Annotated in this window: 15 protein-coding genes and 1 pseudogene; 8 read left to right on the plus strand and 8 right to left on the minus strand. The window is 42.5% G+C overall.

The features are described 5' to 3' along the window. The first annotated feature begins 61 nt into the window (after window positions 1–61). The 8 genes and pseudogenes from MUO15_RS08870 to tatC all read left to right on the plus strand — a co-directional run bounded on the left by MUO15_RS08870 (window position 62) and on the right by tatC (window position 8,773). Window positions 62–511, plus strand: coding sequence for a tripartite tricarboxylate transporter TctB family protein (locus MUO15_RS08870; protein WP_245035186.1), 450 nt, complete (start codon window positions 62–64; stop codon window positions 509–511). A gap of 13 nt (window positions 512–524) precedes the next feature. Continuing rightward, on the plus strand, window positions 525–2,039 hold the full coding sequence (locus MUO15_RS08875) for a tripartite tricarboxylate transporter permease (RefSeq protein ID WP_245035187.1): 1,515 nt from the start codon (window positions 525–527) through the stop codon (window positions 2,037–2,039). 12 nt (window positions 2,040–2,051) lie between these two features. Then, the gene (tcuA, locus tag MUO15_RS08880) at window positions 2,052–3,560 is read left to right on the plus strand and encodes an FAD-dependent tricarballylate dehydrogenase TcuA (RefSeq protein ID WP_245035188.1); all 1,509 of its coding nucleotides are present in this window, start codon (window positions 2,052–2,054) and stop codon (window positions 3,558–3,560) included. 58 nt (window positions 3,561–3,618) lie between these two features. After that, window positions 3,619–4,994: pseudogene (locus MUO15_RS08885) on the plus strand (SLC13 family permease). 164 nt (window positions 4,995–5,158) lie between these two features. Beyond that, window positions 5,159–5,914 carry a gluconate 2-dehydrogenase subunit 3 family protein gene (locus MUO15_RS08890; RefSeq protein ID WP_245035189.1) on the plus strand — a complete coding sequence of 252 codons (756 nt, stop codon included), beginning with the start codon at window positions 5,159–5,161 and terminating at the stop codon, window positions 5,912–5,914. A gap of 21 nt (window positions 5,915–5,935) precedes the next feature. After that, the gene (locus MUO15_RS08895) at window positions 5,936–7,675 is read left to right on the plus strand and encodes a GMC family oxidoreductase (RefSeq protein ID WP_245035190.1); all 1,740 of its coding nucleotides are present in this window, start codon (window positions 5,936–5,938) and stop codon (window positions 7,673–7,675) included. 108 nt (window positions 7,676–7,783) lie between these two features. After that, a complete protein-coding gene (gene tatA, locus MUO15_RS08900) occupies window positions 7,784–8,002 on the plus strand; it encodes a twin-arginine translocase TatA/TatE family subunit (RefSeq protein WP_245035191.1) in 219 nt (72 codons plus the stop codon). 18 nt (window positions 8,003–8,020) lie between these two features. Further along, window positions 8,021–8,773 (plus strand): twin-arginine translocase subunit TatC, encoded by a 753-nt coding sequence (tatC, locus tag MUO15_RS08905; protein WP_245035192.1) that lies wholly within the window; start codon window positions 8,021–8,023, stop codon window positions 8,771–8,773. Between the two features lie 777 nt (window positions 8,774–9,550). On the opposite strand, the gene MUO15_RS08910 is transcribed toward tatC, so the two are convergent. The 8 genes from MUO15_RS08910 to MUO15_RS08940 form a co-directional block, all read right to left on the minus strand. Further along, the gene (locus MUO15_RS08910; protein WP_245035193.1) at window positions 9,551–9,997 is read right to left on the minus strand and encodes a YkvA family protein; all 447 of its coding nucleotides are present in this window, start codon (window positions 9,995–9,997) and stop codon (window positions 9,551–9,553) included. 99 nt (window positions 9,998–10,096) lie between these two features. After that, window positions 10,097–11,437 (minus strand): hemolysin family protein, encoded by a 1,341-nt coding sequence (locus tag MUO15_RS08915; RefSeq protein WP_318036224.1) that lies wholly within the window; start codon window positions 11,435–11,437, stop codon window positions 10,097–10,099. Window positions 11,438–11,851: 414 nt separating this feature from the next. Next, window positions 11,852–12,790: a nucleoside hydrolase gene (locus MUO15_RS08920; RefSeq protein ID WP_245035195.1), complete on the minus strand. Its 939-nt coding sequence runs from the start codon at window positions 12,788–12,790 to the stop codon at window positions 11,852–11,854. A 148-nt stretch (window positions 12,791–12,938) separates the two neighbouring features. Next, the gene (locus MUO15_RS08925; protein WP_245035196.1) at window positions 12,939–13,547 is read right to left on the minus strand and encodes a flavin reductase family protein; all 609 of its coding nucleotides are present in this window, start codon (window positions 13,545–13,547) and stop codon (window positions 12,939–12,941) included. Window positions 13,548–13,581: 34 nt separating this feature from the next. Next, on the minus strand, window positions 13,582–14,832 hold the full coding sequence (locus MUO15_RS08930; protein ID WP_245035197.1) for an MFS transporter: 1,251 nt from the start codon (window positions 14,830–14,832) through the stop codon (window positions 13,582–13,584). Window positions 14,833–14,959: 127 nt separating this feature from the next. After that, entirely contained in the window at window positions 14,960–15,940 is a 981-nt protein-coding gene (locus MUO15_RS08935) for a sodium:solute symporter family protein (RefSeq protein ID WP_256464171.1), read from the minus strand. Between the two features lie 5 nt (window positions 15,941–15,945). Beyond that, window positions 15,946–16,446 carry a sodium:solute symporter family transporter gene (locus MUO15_RS21615; protein ID WP_256464172.1) on the minus strand — a complete coding sequence of 167 codons (501 nt, stop codon included), beginning with the start codon at window positions 16,444–16,446 and terminating at the stop codon, window positions 15,946–15,948. A 3-nt stretch (window positions 16,447–16,449) separates the two neighbouring features. Beyond that, window positions 16,450–16,701: a hypothetical protein gene (locus MUO15_RS08940; RefSeq protein WP_245035198.1), complete on the minus strand. Its 252-nt coding sequence runs from the start codon at window positions 16,699–16,701 to the stop codon at window positions 16,450–16,452. Window positions 16,702–16,755: the final 54 nt, after the last annotated feature.

Here is a 16,755-nt window from a genome sequence, read left to right on the forward strand (position 1 = left end):
TATGGCCTGTTGTCAGAGTAGTGGCAGCAGGCATTTATTTCTAAAAAAGGGGTGAACGTGAATGAAAACAATTAAAATGAGTATCCCTGTGTTGCTCATTCTATTTAGTATTATTTTCTTAATTGCCTCATTTAATTTACCAAAAGCGAATCTAGGCAACCCGAATGCACCTATGTATTTCCCTGCAGGATTAAGCATCATTATGCTGATCTTTAGTGTGATCTATTTCTTTCAAGAACTGAAGAACATTCATAAAGAAAACCAATACATTAGGCAGATCTTATCCGGAAGAACTCCAAAGCTGATTGGATTTACCCTTTTATTTGGGGCCGTTTATGCTTTTATTTTCAACCCGCTCGGTTTTCTATTATCAACCATTATTTATCTGGGTGCCTTGCTCTTTTATATAAACGGGAGCAACAAATGGCTCGTTAATATCATCGTAACGATTAGCTTTTCATTTATTTCATGGTACGCATTCAGCGAATTACTTGGAGTCAGTTTACCTTAGGAGGTGACCTATTATGGATGTAAGCAGCTTTATGGATGGGCTTTCCATTGCCTTAGAACCTGTAAATATTATGTGGATTGTCATTGGAGGATTTCTAGGAACCGTTGTTGGGATGCTTCCCGGTCTTGGACCTGCGACGGCCGTTGCGGTATTGATTCCGATTACGTTTAGTATGAATCCAGTCAGTGCGATTATATTGATGGCCGCGATTTATTATGGTGCCATGTACGGTGGCTCACGCAGCTCGATTCTTTTAAACACACCTGGTGATGGATCAGCGATTGCCGCAACATTTGACGGTTATCCCATGGCTCAAAAAGGGCAAGCTGGCCCGGCGTTAGCCATTTCCGCTGTTGCTTCCTTTATCGGTGGGATTATAGCAGTCATTGGATTTGTCTTTCTCGCTGTGCCATTAGCAAATTTCGCTTTAAAGTTTGGCCCAGCTGAATATTTCCTGCTCATGCTTCTCACTCTTTCAGCCATCGTCGCCCTTTCAATTGGAAAAATGGTCAAAGGCTTTCTTGCGATGATGATCGGACTTGCTCTAGCCACTGTAGGGATTGACACGCAAACGGGGGTGTATCGTTTTACAATGGGTCTCCCTCATTTTAGTGATGGAATTGATTTCCTGATTGTCATTATTGGTGTGTACGCGATCGGTGAAGTCCTTTATAACTTTTTGAACATTGACCAACAAAAAAAGGAAAAGAAAAAAGTCGGGAAGGTTTGGTTCACAAAGGATCAATGGAAACGATCAAAATGGCCGATTCTACGCAGTGGTCCGATTGGTTTCCTTATTGGTGTTCTCCCCGGAGCAGGTGGAACGATCGCGTCAATGATCGGCTATACTACCCAAAAGCAAATTTCAAAGAATCCTGAAGAATATGGAAAAGGGGCTGTAGAAGGATTAGCTGCACCAGAGTCCTCAAACAATGCTGCCTCTGTAGGTGCCATGATCCCCCTTCTTACGATGGGCATACCAGGTTCCGGAACAACAGCTGTCATGTTAGGGGCCCTGATTATGCTTGGACTGCGGCCTGGCCCGCTGTTATTCGAGCAGCAGCCTGACACCGTATGGGCACTGATCAACAGTATGTTTATCGGAAATATTGCATTGGTGATTATTAATATCCTGCTTGTCGGAGTACTCGTCAAAATTCTTGATACACCAGCTAAAGTGCTTTACCCGATCATCGTGCTCCTCGCCTTTATCGGAACCTATACGTTAAGTTATTCAACGATAGACTTTTTCTTACTGCTCGTCTTCGGAATTTTTGGTTTATTTTTAAAAGTACTCGATTTCCCTATCGCTCCTTTGGTCCTTGCTTTAATTGTCGGGGCTGAAATGGAGCAGAATTTCCGGATGGCTGTATTGTCGTCAAACGGAAGTCTCGGCATATTCTTCTCGTCTGGGGTGAGCATCACTTTACTTGTACTAACCATACTGTCCCTGTTTTATCCGCTCATTATCAAGCTTGTGAAGAAGAGAAACGATTTGGAAGAAGACCAAATGAGTAAATCTTCTTAAGGAGGAAGTACGATGTCAAACATTTCTGATTATGATTTAGTTGTCGTTGGAGCAGGAAATGCTGCCCTATGTGCGGCCATTTCAGCCCGTGAAACTGGGGCAAGTGTATTAGTTCTTGAAAAAGGACCAGAACATAAACGTGGCGGCAACTCATATTTCACCGATGGCGCGATTCGTTTTGCCTATAACGACCTCAGCGACATAAGAAAACTTATGCCTGATTTATCGGATCAAGAAGCTGCAACCATTGTCATGCCTGAATATAGTACCAACGATTACTATGATGATTTGTTGAGAGTAACTGGCGGGAAAAGTACACCGGAATTAGCGAACCACTTAGTCAACGATTCCTATCAAACAATCTCTTGGATGAGAGAGCATGGTGTTGAATTCGAATTAAATTATAGCAATCAGTCTTTTGAAAAAGAAGGTCAATACCATTTCTGGGGCGGCCTCCCTGTTAAAACGAAAAACATTGGCATGGGATTGATGAAGACATTATTCGAACGAGCTCAAGAACTGGAAGTTGACATTTGGTACGATTCCCGAGCAATTGAACTTAAAACAGAGAACGAGCAGATCGCATCGATTGTTATCGAACAAAACGAGCAAACCGTTGAAGTATCTACGGCCAGTGTTGTACTTGCGTGTGGAAGCTTTGAAGCCAATAAACAAATGCGCGCAGAGCATATCGGCAAAGAATGGGAAGCAGCGATTGTCCGGGGCACGGAATATAACACTGGTGATGGATTAACCATGGCCCTTGCAATTGGTGCCCAGAGGCATGGCGAATGGTCAGGCTGCCATTCGATTGGAACAGACTACAATGCTCCAAAGGTCGGGGACTTCAAGAAGCCTGGCGACATTTTTAAAAAGCACTCCTATCCATTAAGCATCATGCTCAATAAAGAGGGCGAACGATTCGTTGATGAAGGAGCCGATTTCAGAAATTACACCTACGCTAAATATGGCAGAGAAATACTGAAGCAGCCTGATCACGTCGCTTTTCAAATCTACGACCAGCAAGTCCGTCCGATGCTACGTAAAGAATACAACCTTGAGGAGGCCACCTATTATCAAGCCGACACGCTTGAAGAGTTAGTGGAAAAGTTACCTGTAAATAAGGCACCATTTTTAAAAACGATTGCCGAGTACAACGAAGCAGTAGAAGATGGCTATTACAATCCAACCGTCAAAGATGAAAAAGGGACAACCGGGATTACACCACCGAAAACAAACTGGGCTCTACCAATTGAGCAAGGCCCCTTCTACGCCTTCCCTGTCACATGTGGCATCACCTTCGCATTTGGGGGATTGCACGTCAACACAGAAGGCGAAGTATTAAATGAGGATAGTGAGCCGATTTCAGGGTTGTTCGCTGCCGGGGAAATGGTCGGCGGCATCTTCTACGGGAATTATCCTGGGGGATCTGGACTAATGTCGGGAGCTGTCTTTGGTAGAACAGCCGGTTCTTCCGCTGCTCGTTACGTACTAAACCAAAATACAAACATCACTCAGTAAGCAGATGAAAAGCCACCGGACTCAAGGTGGTTTTTTCTCTTACATAGGAGCATTTTCTATGAACAAAAAAACATTATTACTAATCCTATCACTTATCATCTATTTATTATTCTTCCTGCCGATTTTCGACTCGGACATGAAAATCCAGGCTATCGCGGCTTTAGTCATCATCCAAATCCTCTGGATCGGCCGCGTTTTCCCATTAGCCTATAGCTCTCTATTATTTTTCCTGCTGCTATCGTTCCATTTTTTCACCTACTCGGAAACCTTAGCCTACTTCAGCTCAGAAATTGTTTGGCTGCTATTTGCGACTTTTATCATTTCACATGCCTTTATCGAAACAGGTCTCGCAAGCCGTGTTTCTTTCCAATTGTTAAAAATATCTGGCGGCTCCGGCCGCGCCTTGATTCTGATTTCTTTTTTCCTAATGCTCGTTCTATCAATTTTGATTCCATCAAACGTAGGCAAAGCCAATCTTGTCACGTCAGTACTTGATCGCTTACTTAAAAATTTACAGGAAATTAATGAAGGGAAAAACTTAGCAAAAGCTTTATTTATTGGGATAAGCTATTTAGCTGCTATTTCAGGGGCCTTTGTCGCTACGGGAGCAAGCTCAACGATCTATACATTTGGCCTTTTCTCAAGTATTTCAACGAACCTGAACTACCTCACGTGGATCCTGTACTTCGCTCCCCCATTCTCGTATTTATCACCTTGTTATGGCTTATCTTCCTGCATTACTTTCCACCAGAAAATATTGATAAACAGCATTTGCTGCAATTACTAGAAGAACGATTAGCAGTGTTAGGACCGCTAAGTTTTGCAGAGAAAAAAATAATGACTATTATGGGGGTAACGTTAGCACTATGGGCAACCCAAACACTACATGGCTTCTCCATCCCTCTCGTTGGCTTGTTAGGAGCGGTATTAACCATCTTGCCAGGAATAGGTGTCTGGAAATGGGAACAAGCCAAGAAATCTATCAATTGGGACATGATGCTGTTTTTCGCAAGCACACTCATGGTGTCAGGGATGCTGATTAAAACTGGCACGATTGAATGGGTCGCCGACTTTCTCATCCGTTCGATATCATCGCAATCAGCTATTCTTGTTATAGTGATCTTAGTTTTATGTACCGCACTGCTTCGGATCATTTTTGTGAATGTCCTGGGATTTTTAACGATTATGATCCCGCTGTCGATTAACATAGGAGAAAGTTTATCTGGATTCTCCCCTTTAGTTGTTGCAATGGCTGTCTTTTTGACCGGCATACCAGGGTTCTTTTTAATTACACAGTCGCCCGTACATTTGATCAGCTACTCGTATGGTTATTTCACCGATAAGGATCTACTTAAAATTGGGCTTCCTTCATCGATTTTATGGTTAACTATGATTATCTGTTCTGTACTCTTTTATTGGCAGTTTATTCTATGAACAAAGCGAGATCTCAGAGAATCTTAACTCTATGAGATCTTTTTTATTAGGTTACCTTTCCCTACCCTCTCTTTCATAAAATTTCATAGCTAGTATATTTTTCCTTTCTAATGGCTAGATTGATAAAAATAGGTTTTTAACACCATTGGAAGGAGGCACGAAAAGTGGCAGAAAACAATGATCGTTCTACCATGTCTCGTCGCCGGTTTATCAGAAATTCAAGTTACGCAGCCGGAGGGGCCATCGGTGGCGGATTTATCGGTACTCTTATTGGCAGAAATCTCTTAGGTGATGATCAAGAGGTGAAGAATAAGTCACAATCTGATGCCCCACCAGATTTTGGCCATGCCTTAATGCATTTTACTAACCAACAGGAATTTGCCGTCCTTAGCGCAGCAACAGAAAGAATCTTCCCCGAGGATGATAACGGTCCAGGTGCCGTCAAGCTAGGCGTGCCGTTTTTTATTGATCACCAGTTAGCTGGATCCTATGGCCATAATGATAGGGAGTATATGCAGGGACCATTCTACCCTGGTTCTGACTTCCAAGGCTATCAGACTAGGCTTAAGCGTCATGAAGTGTTCGATGTCGGCATTAAAGCGATACGGAATGAAAGTAAGAAAGATTTTGATGCTGATTTTGTGGATCTAGAAGGGGAGCAACAGGACAAAATCCTGCAAAAGTTTCAGGATGGCGATGTGAAGTTGAAAGGGGTTACAGCAACCACCTTCTTTGAGCTTCTTCGTTCGGCTACGATCGAAGGCGCTTATTCAGACCCGCTTTACGGAGGAAATGGCAATATGGAAGGTTGGATGATGAAGGAATTTCCAGGTAACTATATGAGCTATCTTAATGAAATTGGGAAAGAAGAATTTATTCAAAAAGAACCAAGAGCTTTGAGAGCACATCTGAAATCGTAATAAAGGAGTGAAGGATTAACTATGGCTACAACATTAGATAAGGTAGAAGTTGTTACAGTCGGAGTCGGTTGGACAGGCGGTATCATTGGGGCAGAGCTCGCTAAGAAGGGAGCGCAAGTCGTTGGTCTTGAACGAGGAAAGGCCAGGTCTACGGATGATTTCCAGCATATCCATGATGAATACCGATATGCCATCCGTTACGAATTGATGCAGGATTTATCCCGAGAAACCATTACATTTAGGAATGATAGAGACACACGTGCCCTTCCCATGCGTCAGTTAGGTTCCTTCCTGCTTGGTGAAGGACTTGGCGGGGCAGGTGTCCACTGGAATGGACAAACGTGGCGATTCTTACCCTATGATCTTGAGATTAAATCCATAACTGAGAAGAAGTATGGGAAAAATAAGCTTGGTGACGAGTACTCCATTCAAGACTGGGGCATCACATATGATGAGCTGGAACCCTATTTCTACAAATTTGAACAGACGGCTGGTATAAGTGGGGAAGATAATGAGTTTAGTGCACCAAGAAGTAATCCTTATCCGAATCCACCAATGAAAGAAACACCCATTACCGAGCGTTTCAAAAAGGCAGCAAAGAATTTAGATCTCAGCCCTTTCCATATGCCATCAGGCAATATGTCTCAAACATATGAGAACCCTGACGGTCAGACGATTGCTCAATGTCAGTATTGCGGTTTTTGTGAACGCTTCGGTTGTGAATATGGCGCCAAGTCTTCACCAAACGTGACGGTCATCCCAACGGCTCAAAAAACAGGGAATTTCGAACTAAGAACACATGCCAATGTCACGGAAGTCATGTATGACGGAAATAAGGCAACAGGTGTTAAATATGTTGACTTGCAAACAGGCGAAGAATTTATCCAGCCTGCCGATATCGTCGTCCTGACGAGCTATGTGATGAACAATGTTCGTTTGCTGTTGAACTCTAAAGTTGGTCGTCCTTACGATCCCGAGACTCGCTCAGGTGTCATTGGTAAAAATTATTGCTATCAAATCTTGCCAGGCGCTACGGCTTTCTTTGAGGAAGAAAAATTCAACACCTATATGGGTGCAGGGTCGCTTGGAGCGACGGTCGATAACTATAATGGTGATAATTTTGACCATTCCGATGTAAACTTCATCCACGGTGGGTCCGTATCCATTACCCAGACAGGGCAACGTCCGATTAATAACAACACGGTACCTAATGACACACCAAACTGGGGAAAACAATTTAAATCTGAATCGATAAAATATTATCATCGTAACTTATCGGTTGGGGCGCAAGGTGCATCCATGCCCCATCGCAACAATTATTTGAGCCTTGATCCGGATTATAAGGATATCTTTGGATACCCACTTCTCCGGTTGACGTATGACTTTACAGAACAGGATAAAAATCTGCACGCCTACCTTAGCGAGAAATGTGCAGCTATAGCAAAAGAAATGGGCGCAAGTAAGGTAGAACCAAGAGAAATCAGTGACCACTATAGCATTGTTCCTTATCAAACCACCCATAACACCGGGGGAGTCATCATGGGGGGCGATCCTGAAACATCTGCAGTGAATAATTACTCCCAAATGTGGGATGTGGACAATCTATTTGTAGTTGGAGCTTCTGCATTTGCTCATAACGGCGGCTATAACCCCACTGGTACTGTCGGAGCTTTGGCGTATCGTGCAGCCGAAGGAATTGCTAAGTTTAGAGAACAAAAAGGACAACTGGTGAAGGTGCAAAGCAGCAGCGAACATGTCTAAAGTATGGATTGGCCAATAAAGTAACATGCTAGAAAAGACAAGCTTTTAGGGTCAGCGTATCGTTAGACCACGTGCCCTGGCCCTAATAATACAAAAGGAGCGATCACAATGGGCATAGCGAATATAGGCATTCCAGGGTTAATTATTATCCTTGTTGTAACATTAATTATTTTCGGACCTAAAAAATTACCCGAAATTGGCTCAGCATTTGGGCAGACACTGTCTGAGTTCAAAAAATCAGCCAACAGCCTGATGAATGATGAAGATAATGAACAGAAGAAGATTGTTGACGCAACGAAAGACGAGAAAAAAGATCATCCATCTTAACATTCCTGGGGGGAATCGATGATGAACGAAGCACACTTGGATAAGTCATTGCTGAATGAAGAAGAACAGACACTCGTCGAGCACATTACCGACCTAAGAAAAGCGATTATCAGCTCAGCCATCTTCTTCGTTGTTTGTTTTGTTGCCATTTTGGTTTCGATTAACTACGTGATCCCTTTAGTAACCGATGGAAACAAACTCGTCATGCTCGGACCACTCGACGTCATCAGATTTTATACTGGGATAGCAGGAAGCTTGAGTCTTGGACTTTCGGCTCCATTTATTGGTTTTCAAGCTTGGAAGTTTGTCAGACCTGCGATGACAACGAAAGAAAGCAAGACAACCTTATCGTTCATCCCAGGTATTTTACTTAGTTTTCTGATTGGTGTCTCCTTTGGTTTCTTTATAGTTTTCCCCACTGTCTATGGGTTTCTCATGAATATTGGTTCACAAAACTTTGAGATGATGATCACGGCCAAAGAGTATTTCTCTTTTATGTTGATGACATCCATTCCACTAGGTTTTCTATTTGAAGTACCGCTTTTACTAATGTTTTTGACAGCGATCGGGATCGTGACACCAGATAAATTACGGGAAGTCAGAAAATATGGATATCTCCTAATGGCCATTGTTTCTGCCCTCATCACACCACCTGATCTGCTCTCTCAAATCATTGTTCTCGGGCCTTTGATTGTCTTATATGAGCTTGGAGTTATCCTTTCGAAAATGGTTTATCGTCGGAAGTGGGAAACTGATGATCAGGCGGAATAAACAGAAAGCTGAATAGCAATATTGATTATATGGGCGCGATCCTTTACCAGGATTAGCGTCCATTTCACTTGTTTATTAAGAAAAGATATTGACGACTTTTCAGAATAAAACAACCGCACTCAGCCTTTGTAAAAGCCAAGTGCGGTTGCTACTCACTTACATTCCAGAGTGCTCTTTTCGCCAAAACTTGTGAACTTTGTGACGTATCATGGATTAGAAATGGGTATCTATTTGGATTAGGGTGTACTATTCTGCTACAAAAAAGACACAAAAAATCGTACCTTTTGTGTAAAAAGCAAACCAGTGACTCCCCTCAACACTTTAAAACACTATCGTTAATAAGGTTTATAACTTCTAAGAAAATTGTAACCATGCTCCAAGAGTACATAGAAAAAGCCTAATACCAAGCTTAAAAAGCTAAGAACTTAGGCTTTCTTCTATCTTCAATCATTACGTCCTCTGCGAACCATTATATTCTGTCCTTATATTTCTTCTGCAGTCGAATCTCTTCCTTGAGATCCATTCTTTTTGTTTCAACACTTCTTAGTCTTTTAAAAGTGGCGAAAGACAAAAGAGTTATCATAAGGTAAAATAAACGGGAATTTTCTTGCTCAATAATGCCCATTGGAAGACTCTCCTTTAGCAATCCCCTCTTCTGCTAATTCTATATTTATTTTATCATCTAACCTTGCCCCTTTCACACAATATTAAAAAGGGCCTTGCTTTGACCACCCGAAACAAATTCAGGTCTGCCTCATTAGAGACAGACCTTTCAAATTAGTCTTCCTGCTGCGGTTTAAGGGTAGAATCTATTTCGTTCTTCCCGTCATAATTCACACCGAAGATTCGCTTCATACGTTCATGAGCTTGCTCTTTAATCGAATCAGTGATATGCCCTCTGACTTTGGATAAGGCGTATAAGACCACCATCGTATCATCCGCAAATCCTAGAACAGGGATGAAATCCGGCACAATGTCCAACGGCAGAATCAAGTATCCTAAGGCACCTGCAATCATTGCTTTAACAGACTTAGGAGTGTCCGGACTTTTGAAAGCATAGAATAACAGCAGGCTGTAGTAGGAGATTTTAACTCCCATTTTCTTGGCATACTTAAGCAGCTTTGCCACATATTTATTTTCAGAGAAATGCTTCTCTTTCCCTTTAATGGCTTCGGAAGAATCAAAGTTCTCTAATTTCTTATCATAGTCTTTTTCTGTTGACAATTACATCTCCTCCTTAATCATCCCTGGGTTGTTCTAATCCTCTCAGGGCTGGTGCAATTATACCTGACCTGTTCCAATGAGGCAAAATTAGAAGCAGGATCAACTACTCTCCTCTGAGGGTTGTTCATCTGTCTCCTCCTGTTCAATCGTTACAACGACCTTTTCGATTCGGTAGTCCGTTACCTCCGTCACTTCAAAGAGAATTTGCTTATATTGGATCACAGGCTGTTCTTCTTCAGACGGAACATAACCTATTTGATCGATGAGGTATCCATTAATGGTTTCAGACTTATCGGTTGGCAAGTCAGTTTCCAGAACTTCGTTAAGTTGATACAGTCGCGTGACCCCGGCCACTGAATATTTACCTCGGCCAAGCTTTGTGATTTCCTCATCACTGCTATCGGTTTCTACATTTTCGCTGAAGATTTCACCGACAATTTCCTCAATAACATCTTCAAAGGTAATCATTCCTTCCGTCCCTCCAAATTCATCGAGAACAATAGCAATGTGCCTGTTATTTTTCTGCATATCTCGGAGCACGATATCGACCCGTTGACTTTCCAACACATAATGAGGTTTGCGAATGATCTCTTTTATATCGAAAGAATCATATTCTCTTCGCTCCAGGAATTGAAGCAGATCCTTCGTATGCAAAACACCGACGATTTGATCGATACTGTCTTCATACACGGGGAAGCGAGTGAATTTTTCTTCTTTCACTAATTGTACCGTGTCCTGTAAGGTTGTATGAGTTGGCAGTCCGGACAGATCGGTTCGGTGTGTCATAATGTCAGAAACCGTCTTATCATTAAATTCAAAAATATTTTTGATCATAAACGACTCATCGCTCTGAATATTGCCTTTCCTTGCTCCCTCGTCGACCAGCATTCTTATATCTTCTTCGGTTGCCTCTTCATTATCGGCATTAGGATCGACACCGAACAAGCGAACCGTGTTGTCTGTAGAAAAAGTGAGCAGCTTCACAATCGGCAGACTAACTTTAAATAACAAAGTCAGAGGTGTCGCCATCAGATTAGAAATCAATTCCCCTTTCTGTAAGGCGAGTTGCTTGGGTACGAGCTCGCCAAAGACCAGGGTGAAATAGGAGAGAACTATAGTAATAACTACGACGGAAACCGTGCCGAGCACCGCTTGGGACAATGGCACTCCTAAATTATACAACGCCTCTGCTAAGGGCCCAGCAAAGAAATCAGCCGCAAACGCACTGGCTAAGAATCCGGCCAGCGTAATTCCGACTTGAATCGTGGACAAGAAGCGGCTTGGTTCAGATATAAGATGGTAGAGCTTCTTCGCCTTCTTATCGCCACGATCTGCCATTTGCTTCACTTTTTTATCATTTAGTGAAATCAAGGCGATCTCTGATGCAGCAAAAAAACCATTTAAAATAATTAGTATAATGAGTGTTCCTATAGCAATCACCAATGAATATAACCCTCCACATAAAGTAAAAAATCTTCCCTCGCCAAGAAACCGGTGAGATAAACAAATCCTTCTAACTCGTTTACATGTATTATTTACCCCACTCAGCGGTTCTTAACCCTTCTTACCATTCTTTTCGATGATTTGTGATAGAAAACCGCTATAGTTAAGGAATATTTATGTACAGAACTCTGTGTCCTAAAAATAATTTTCTATGGTCAAAACCTGCTGCTTGATTTCATAAAGGCTCCGGTTCCATTTAAACTGTCACACTGCCTTTTGCAAAGTAGAGCGTGACCCTTGTTAAATAATTCTAAAAAAATCTCAGAAGGATACTCCTCTCTGAGATTTCTGAAATGTATTTGCAGCCCAATAATATGTAACGGAGTTAAAAACCCTCAGTCAAGTTCAATTCTACAAGGAGCTCATGGTCTTCACGAAATCATTCACAAAGTACTTCACATTAAAATCAATAACAATCTTGTTTATAGGGTAGTGTGGAATGATTTCCGGAACAGGGCGAAAATCAGCATAGGTTAAGCCTCTTGATGGACCGTCATCGACAACAAAAATTTGCCGATGAACAAGTTTATAGTGATCTTCATTTGTAAGAAAGGAAAGCAAGGTGACGTCATGTAAAGGGGCCCCGTTAATACCGGGGATAATGGATTGATATTGCATGCTATAGTATTCCATAATGGGTTTAAGAATTGGTGAAAAGGGTGTCGCTGTTTGTTCTGAAAGGTCGTGAATAATGTCAAGGGAGACAATGGCGCGATTACTCACATTAAGCGGTATAAATGTGATTCCCCTCCCTTGGGCAGCCACAATTTTTGCAGCTTGAGGGTCACCATAAACATTGGCCTCTGCTAAAGGACTGCTATTCCCCGGAACTAGAAAGGCCCCTCCCATAACAATGATTTCTCCTGCATCATGAATGTTACTTCCTGCTTGAACAAAGGTAAGAGCTAATGTTGTGAAGCGGGACAGATTAACAATCGTAAGCTCCTTCCCATAGGTTGAAATTAAATCATAGATCTTTTGAAAAGGATAAACCTTAGCAGGCGTAATATGCTCTGTGTTCAGTCCCCCTATGCCATGATAGCCATGAATCTCATAAAAATATTGAGGGGGCAAGCCGGTAAGAGGGGCTTCCGCTCCATTAATCAGTGGGATATCTTCTCTTCCCGCAAGCTTAAGTAAATAGGCGCTATTCCTTAGTGCGTCAGCCTGACTGACATTACCATATCCACATGCAATCCCCATCACTTCGATGTTTGGATTTAGAAGGGCATACATAATGGCAAACGAATCATCAACCCCAGGATCTGCGATTAATAAGATTTTCCCCATTCCAACGCCTCCTCTTTGCATTATTTTATATGGCTTGGAACGTCTTTATGCCCGCCTTTATTCGGTATTATCTTTCTCACTGCAATAAAAAACACCCGCGTCAAGCTTTACAAAAGCTTGAGAGCGGATGTTTGAACAATGATTCATCTCACTTCAAATCTTGTTTCGGCAACGAGAAAAAGTCCTTGCTCTCACTAAAACTCGCAGCTAACCTTCCCAGAGGACGCAACTTCTCAAAATTAACCTTATAATTTTCAAGATAGTAGTCTTCTTGAATATGGTAGAGTACCATTTCTCCAATAATTAAATGGTCGCTGCCAAGCTCAACGATTTGATGCAGCTTACATTCCATTTGAATCGGTGCTTCCTTGATTCTCATCGGCTTTACTTTTTCACTTGGAATCGGTGTAAGGCCTGCTTCCTCGAACTCGTCAACTTCACTGGCAAGGTTTTCTGAACTTTTTTGCACCTCATTGCCAAGTGGTGTCGATGAGATGTTAATGACAAATTCTTTGCCTGTACGGATGTTCTCCAGTGTGTCTTTAACTGTTCCTTTTCTAGCCCCAACCCCTGGTCCAATCGAAATACAGAGCATCGGCGGCTGTCTTGATGCTACCGTAAAGAAGCTGAATGGGGCCAGGTTGCGAATTCCATTTTCAGATGTCGTGGAAACCCAGGCAATCGGCCGTGGAACAACAGACCCTGATAACAATTTATAAACGTTTTTTGTCTCTAGTTTTGAAGGATCAAATCTCATCTCACTTTCTCCTTTTTACAAGTTTGTATCGATGTTAATTGGAAGAAACGTTCTCTTTTTTTACAACATATAAGCTGGCTAGGATCAAAAGCACTCCCACCATGATTCCAGAAATTAACAGCCAACCAAATGTGTAGCTTTGACTTTGGTCAACTAACAAGCCGAATAGGGGCGGAATGAGGATCACGCCGATGGAACCAAGCGTAATACTGAATCCACTTGATAATCCTGCTTGCTCCTTAGGAACGAGTTCTGAGGCTAAGTTCATCCAAATGCCATTAAACCCGGAAACAGAGAAGCCAAATACGAGAAAGATGGGCACGAGCATCCAAAAAGGGGTTCCAGCCGGGATAAAGGCGACAACGACACTTGCAACTAAGGTGATACTAGCAATGAAAACGAGAATGATCAGCCGTTTGCCATCAAACAAACGATCACTGATCACTCCCCACCCTACTCTTCCAAGGGAACCGCCGACTTCTGAAGTAACGAGCAGCATACCCGCTAATACTAGATTGATGCCCAGCTGTTCGTAGGCGAACAAAACGAGATACGTATTTAAACACATCTGTGATCCATTGACTCCCATGGCACTAAAACTGACGAGAAGCAATGCCTTATTTTTAACCATGCTGAGAATCGAAGAATAAATCGATCGAAATGTTGGCTTCTCGTTACTGACGGCCGCTTCTTGAGGAGGATCGCGATACAGTAAAAAAGCAATCAAACCGGTAACAACTAAACCTAGACAGGCAATCAACACGACAGGTCTCCAGCCATAAGAAGCCGCTAGCGGCAATAATAAGATCGCCGAAAGTGCTGAACCAAACGTGATCCCCATCTGTTTAATTCCCATTGCGGTTCCTCGCTGCTTTTGCGAAAACCAATAGATAATTCCTCTGTTCGTAGTAGGATGCATCCCACCATACCCTAGTCCGCCAATCATCACTAAGAAAAGCACAAGCCAAAAGGCGGATTGGAACGTCATAAATAAGAAGCTGGTCCCAAGACATAGGGATAACACTAATAATAAGGGTCTTGAGCCGATTCTATCGGTAATGAAGCCAGCAGGAATAGACGCTATCGCCTGCCCGAGGAACAGCGCCGATGGCAACAAGCCTATTTGTGCCTTTGTCAGAGATAAATCTTCTTCTATTAACACCCCAAGTGGTCCAAGACTCCGTCCAATAAAGGCGACCATAATTTGAGCCATCAGCAGCCATAGTAACATTTTCCACGGATTGGCCAGACTTGTTGGTGTTGTATTCATTGCAACTGTTCTCATTCCAAGACATCTCTTTTCTAAATGGTAGACTATGTTCCGACTTTACTCAGCCTGCGCTAGATTGCACACCATTCATAGACAAACCAGTCAATCAACCGATTGACTGGTTTGGTAGGAAGCTCATCGTTTACATACCAATCACTTGATCTGCTTCTTCCTCTTCAGCAGCCGAGACACTCATAAATAGGCTGCCAATCACACAAATCAAGAGGTTAATAAGTAATCCCCAAAGGCCACTGAATATCCCTAAAGGTGTGATGTTGGCAAACGTCATATACGAAGCGAACACCGTACCCGTGAGCATACCTGCGAACACGGCTTTCGGATGAAGGCGATTCCAATACAATCCGAGGATTAAGGCCGGAGCTACCTGAATTAATAGTTCAAATTTTAACACAAAAATCTGATAAAGTGTGGCTGGTGGGAACCATGCAATAATAACGAGGAGCACAACTGCCGCTACACCAACAAGTTTACCGACGAGAATTTTCTTATTCTGTGATGCTGTCGGGTTGATATACCTTCCATACAAATCATTGGAAACAATCGATGAGAACGTCAATAGGACAGAATCGGCTGTTGACACAATCGCAGCAATGACACCACCAAATAAGAGAACCATGGCCCAATAAAAGAGAGCGTTCTGATTAGCCACAGCACTCGCCATCATCCCAACCAATTGCTCAGACTCTGCCGTATCTAATCCAGGGAATGCGGCAATCCCGATAATTCCAACGATAAATACGACCCCTGCTGTTAGAAAAGGCATCCAAGCCATTTGTGTAAAAGAACGTTTTAACGTTTTTTCACTTTTGGCAGAAAAAATCCTCTGGACAGCATGAGGATAGACGGCTGCGCCAATTCCTACAAGCAGTAGTAAACTAAACCAGTTGGCGACACCAGGCCCGTCGGGAACACCTAATTTCTCAGGCGCATAGGCCTGCATATAGTCCGCGGCTGTTGGCAGCCCGCCAAAGTAGATAATTGAACCAATTAACAGCATGAACACACCGAACAGTAACGCGATCCCCTGCATGGTATCCGTATAAGCGACAGAACGCATACCGCCGAGCCAACCGTAAATAAGCATAATGGTAATAAAGAACACAACCCCTACTTGATAAGGAATTGTCCCCCTGTTAAACCGGAAACACCTTGACCAATGGCAACAAATTGTTCCAACAAATAGTTACCGAGTGCATAAAGCATTAAAAAAGCAGCTAAAATGGAAACAGGTTTCGATCTGAACCGCTTCTCAATCCAGTCAACTGGGGTAAGGAGTTTGTACTTTTTCCCCATCAGATACATTCTTGGCGCAAACATCAAGTACACCATTATAATTAGGATAAAGTAAGGAACAGATACGAGATACTCATATCCCATCCGATAGGCTGTCGGTGGATAACCAACGACTGTATTTCCGCTATACTGCGTCGCAAAGAAAGTAAAGAACAATACCATAACACCGAGCCCACGTCCACCAAGGTAATACTCATCAAGGCTTTCATGAACATTTCTGTTTTTTAAATAAGTGACAATACCTACTCCAAGCATAATCGCACCATACATTAATAAGATTAAGACTCCTGACCAACCTGCAAATGCTAATTCCATGGATTATTTCGCCTCCTTCTTTTCTTGCTCTTCCTCATCCTCTTCCAGATGCCACTGATATTTTAAAACATAGGTTAAAAAGGCTGATAGTAACATTGATGCACCGATGATAATTAATGCCCAATAGGGAATTCCCAAGAACAATGGTTGATAAGAACCGGTCGGGAAGTACCACGGGTTGATCAGGACAAAAAGGATGCCAAACACAATCCATAACTTGCCGTTTTTGATCGGTTCTTTCTTTGGTTTGCTCATACCTGATTCCTCCTCAGATTTCATAATTTTCAGAAACAAAAAGGTGCTAGAAGC

The organism is Halobacillus amylolyticus (genome assembly GCF_022921115.1).
Lineage (GTDB): Bacteria > Bacillota > Bacilli > Bacillales > Halobacillaceae > Halobacillus_A > Halobacillus_A amylolyticus.

Bases quoted from the DNA above. Each gene is read 5' to 3' on its own strand.
- MUO15_RS08925 (WP_245035196.1), bottom strand. From the start codon at position 13,547: ATGAGATTTGATCCTTCAAAACTAGAGACAAAAAACGTTTATAAATTG.
- MUO15_RS21615 (WP_256464172.1), bottom strand. From the start codon at position 16,446: ATGGAATTAGCATTTGCAGGTTGGTCAGGAGTCTTAATCTTATTAATG.
- tatC (WP_245035192.1), top strand. From the start codon at position 8,021: ATGATGAACGAAGCACACTTGGATAAGTCATTGCTGAATGAAGAAGAA.
- tatA (WP_245035191.1), top strand. From the start codon at position 7,784: ATGGGCATAGCGAATATAGGCATTCCAGGGTTAATTATTATCCTTGTT.
- MUO15_RS08920 (WP_245035195.1), bottom strand. From the start codon at position 12,790: ATGGGGAAAATCTTATTAATCGCAGATCCTGGGGTTGATGATTCGTTT.
- MUO15_RS08870 (WP_245035186.1), top strand. From the start codon at position 62: ATGAAAACAATTAAAATGAGTATCCCTGTGTTGCTCATTCTATTTAGT.
- MUO15_RS08940 (WP_245035198.1), bottom strand. From the start codon at position 16,701: ATGAGCAAACCAAAGAAAGAACCGATCAAAAACGGCAAGTTATGGATT.
- MUO15_RS08895 (WP_245035190.1), top strand. From the start codon at position 5,936: ATGGCTACAACATTAGATAAGGTAGAAGTTGTTACAGTCGGAGTCGGT.
- MUO15_RS08930 (WP_245035197.1), bottom strand. From the start codon at position 14,832: ATGAGAACAGTTGCAATGAATACAACACCAACAAGTCTGGCCAATCCG.
- tcuA (WP_245035188.1), top strand. From the start codon at position 2,052: ATGTCAAACATTTCTGATTATGATTTAGTTGTCGTTGGAGCAGGAAAT.
- MUO15_RS08875 (WP_245035187.1), top strand. From the start codon at position 525: ATGGATGTAAGCAGCTTTATGGATGGGCTTTCCATTGCCTTAGAACCT.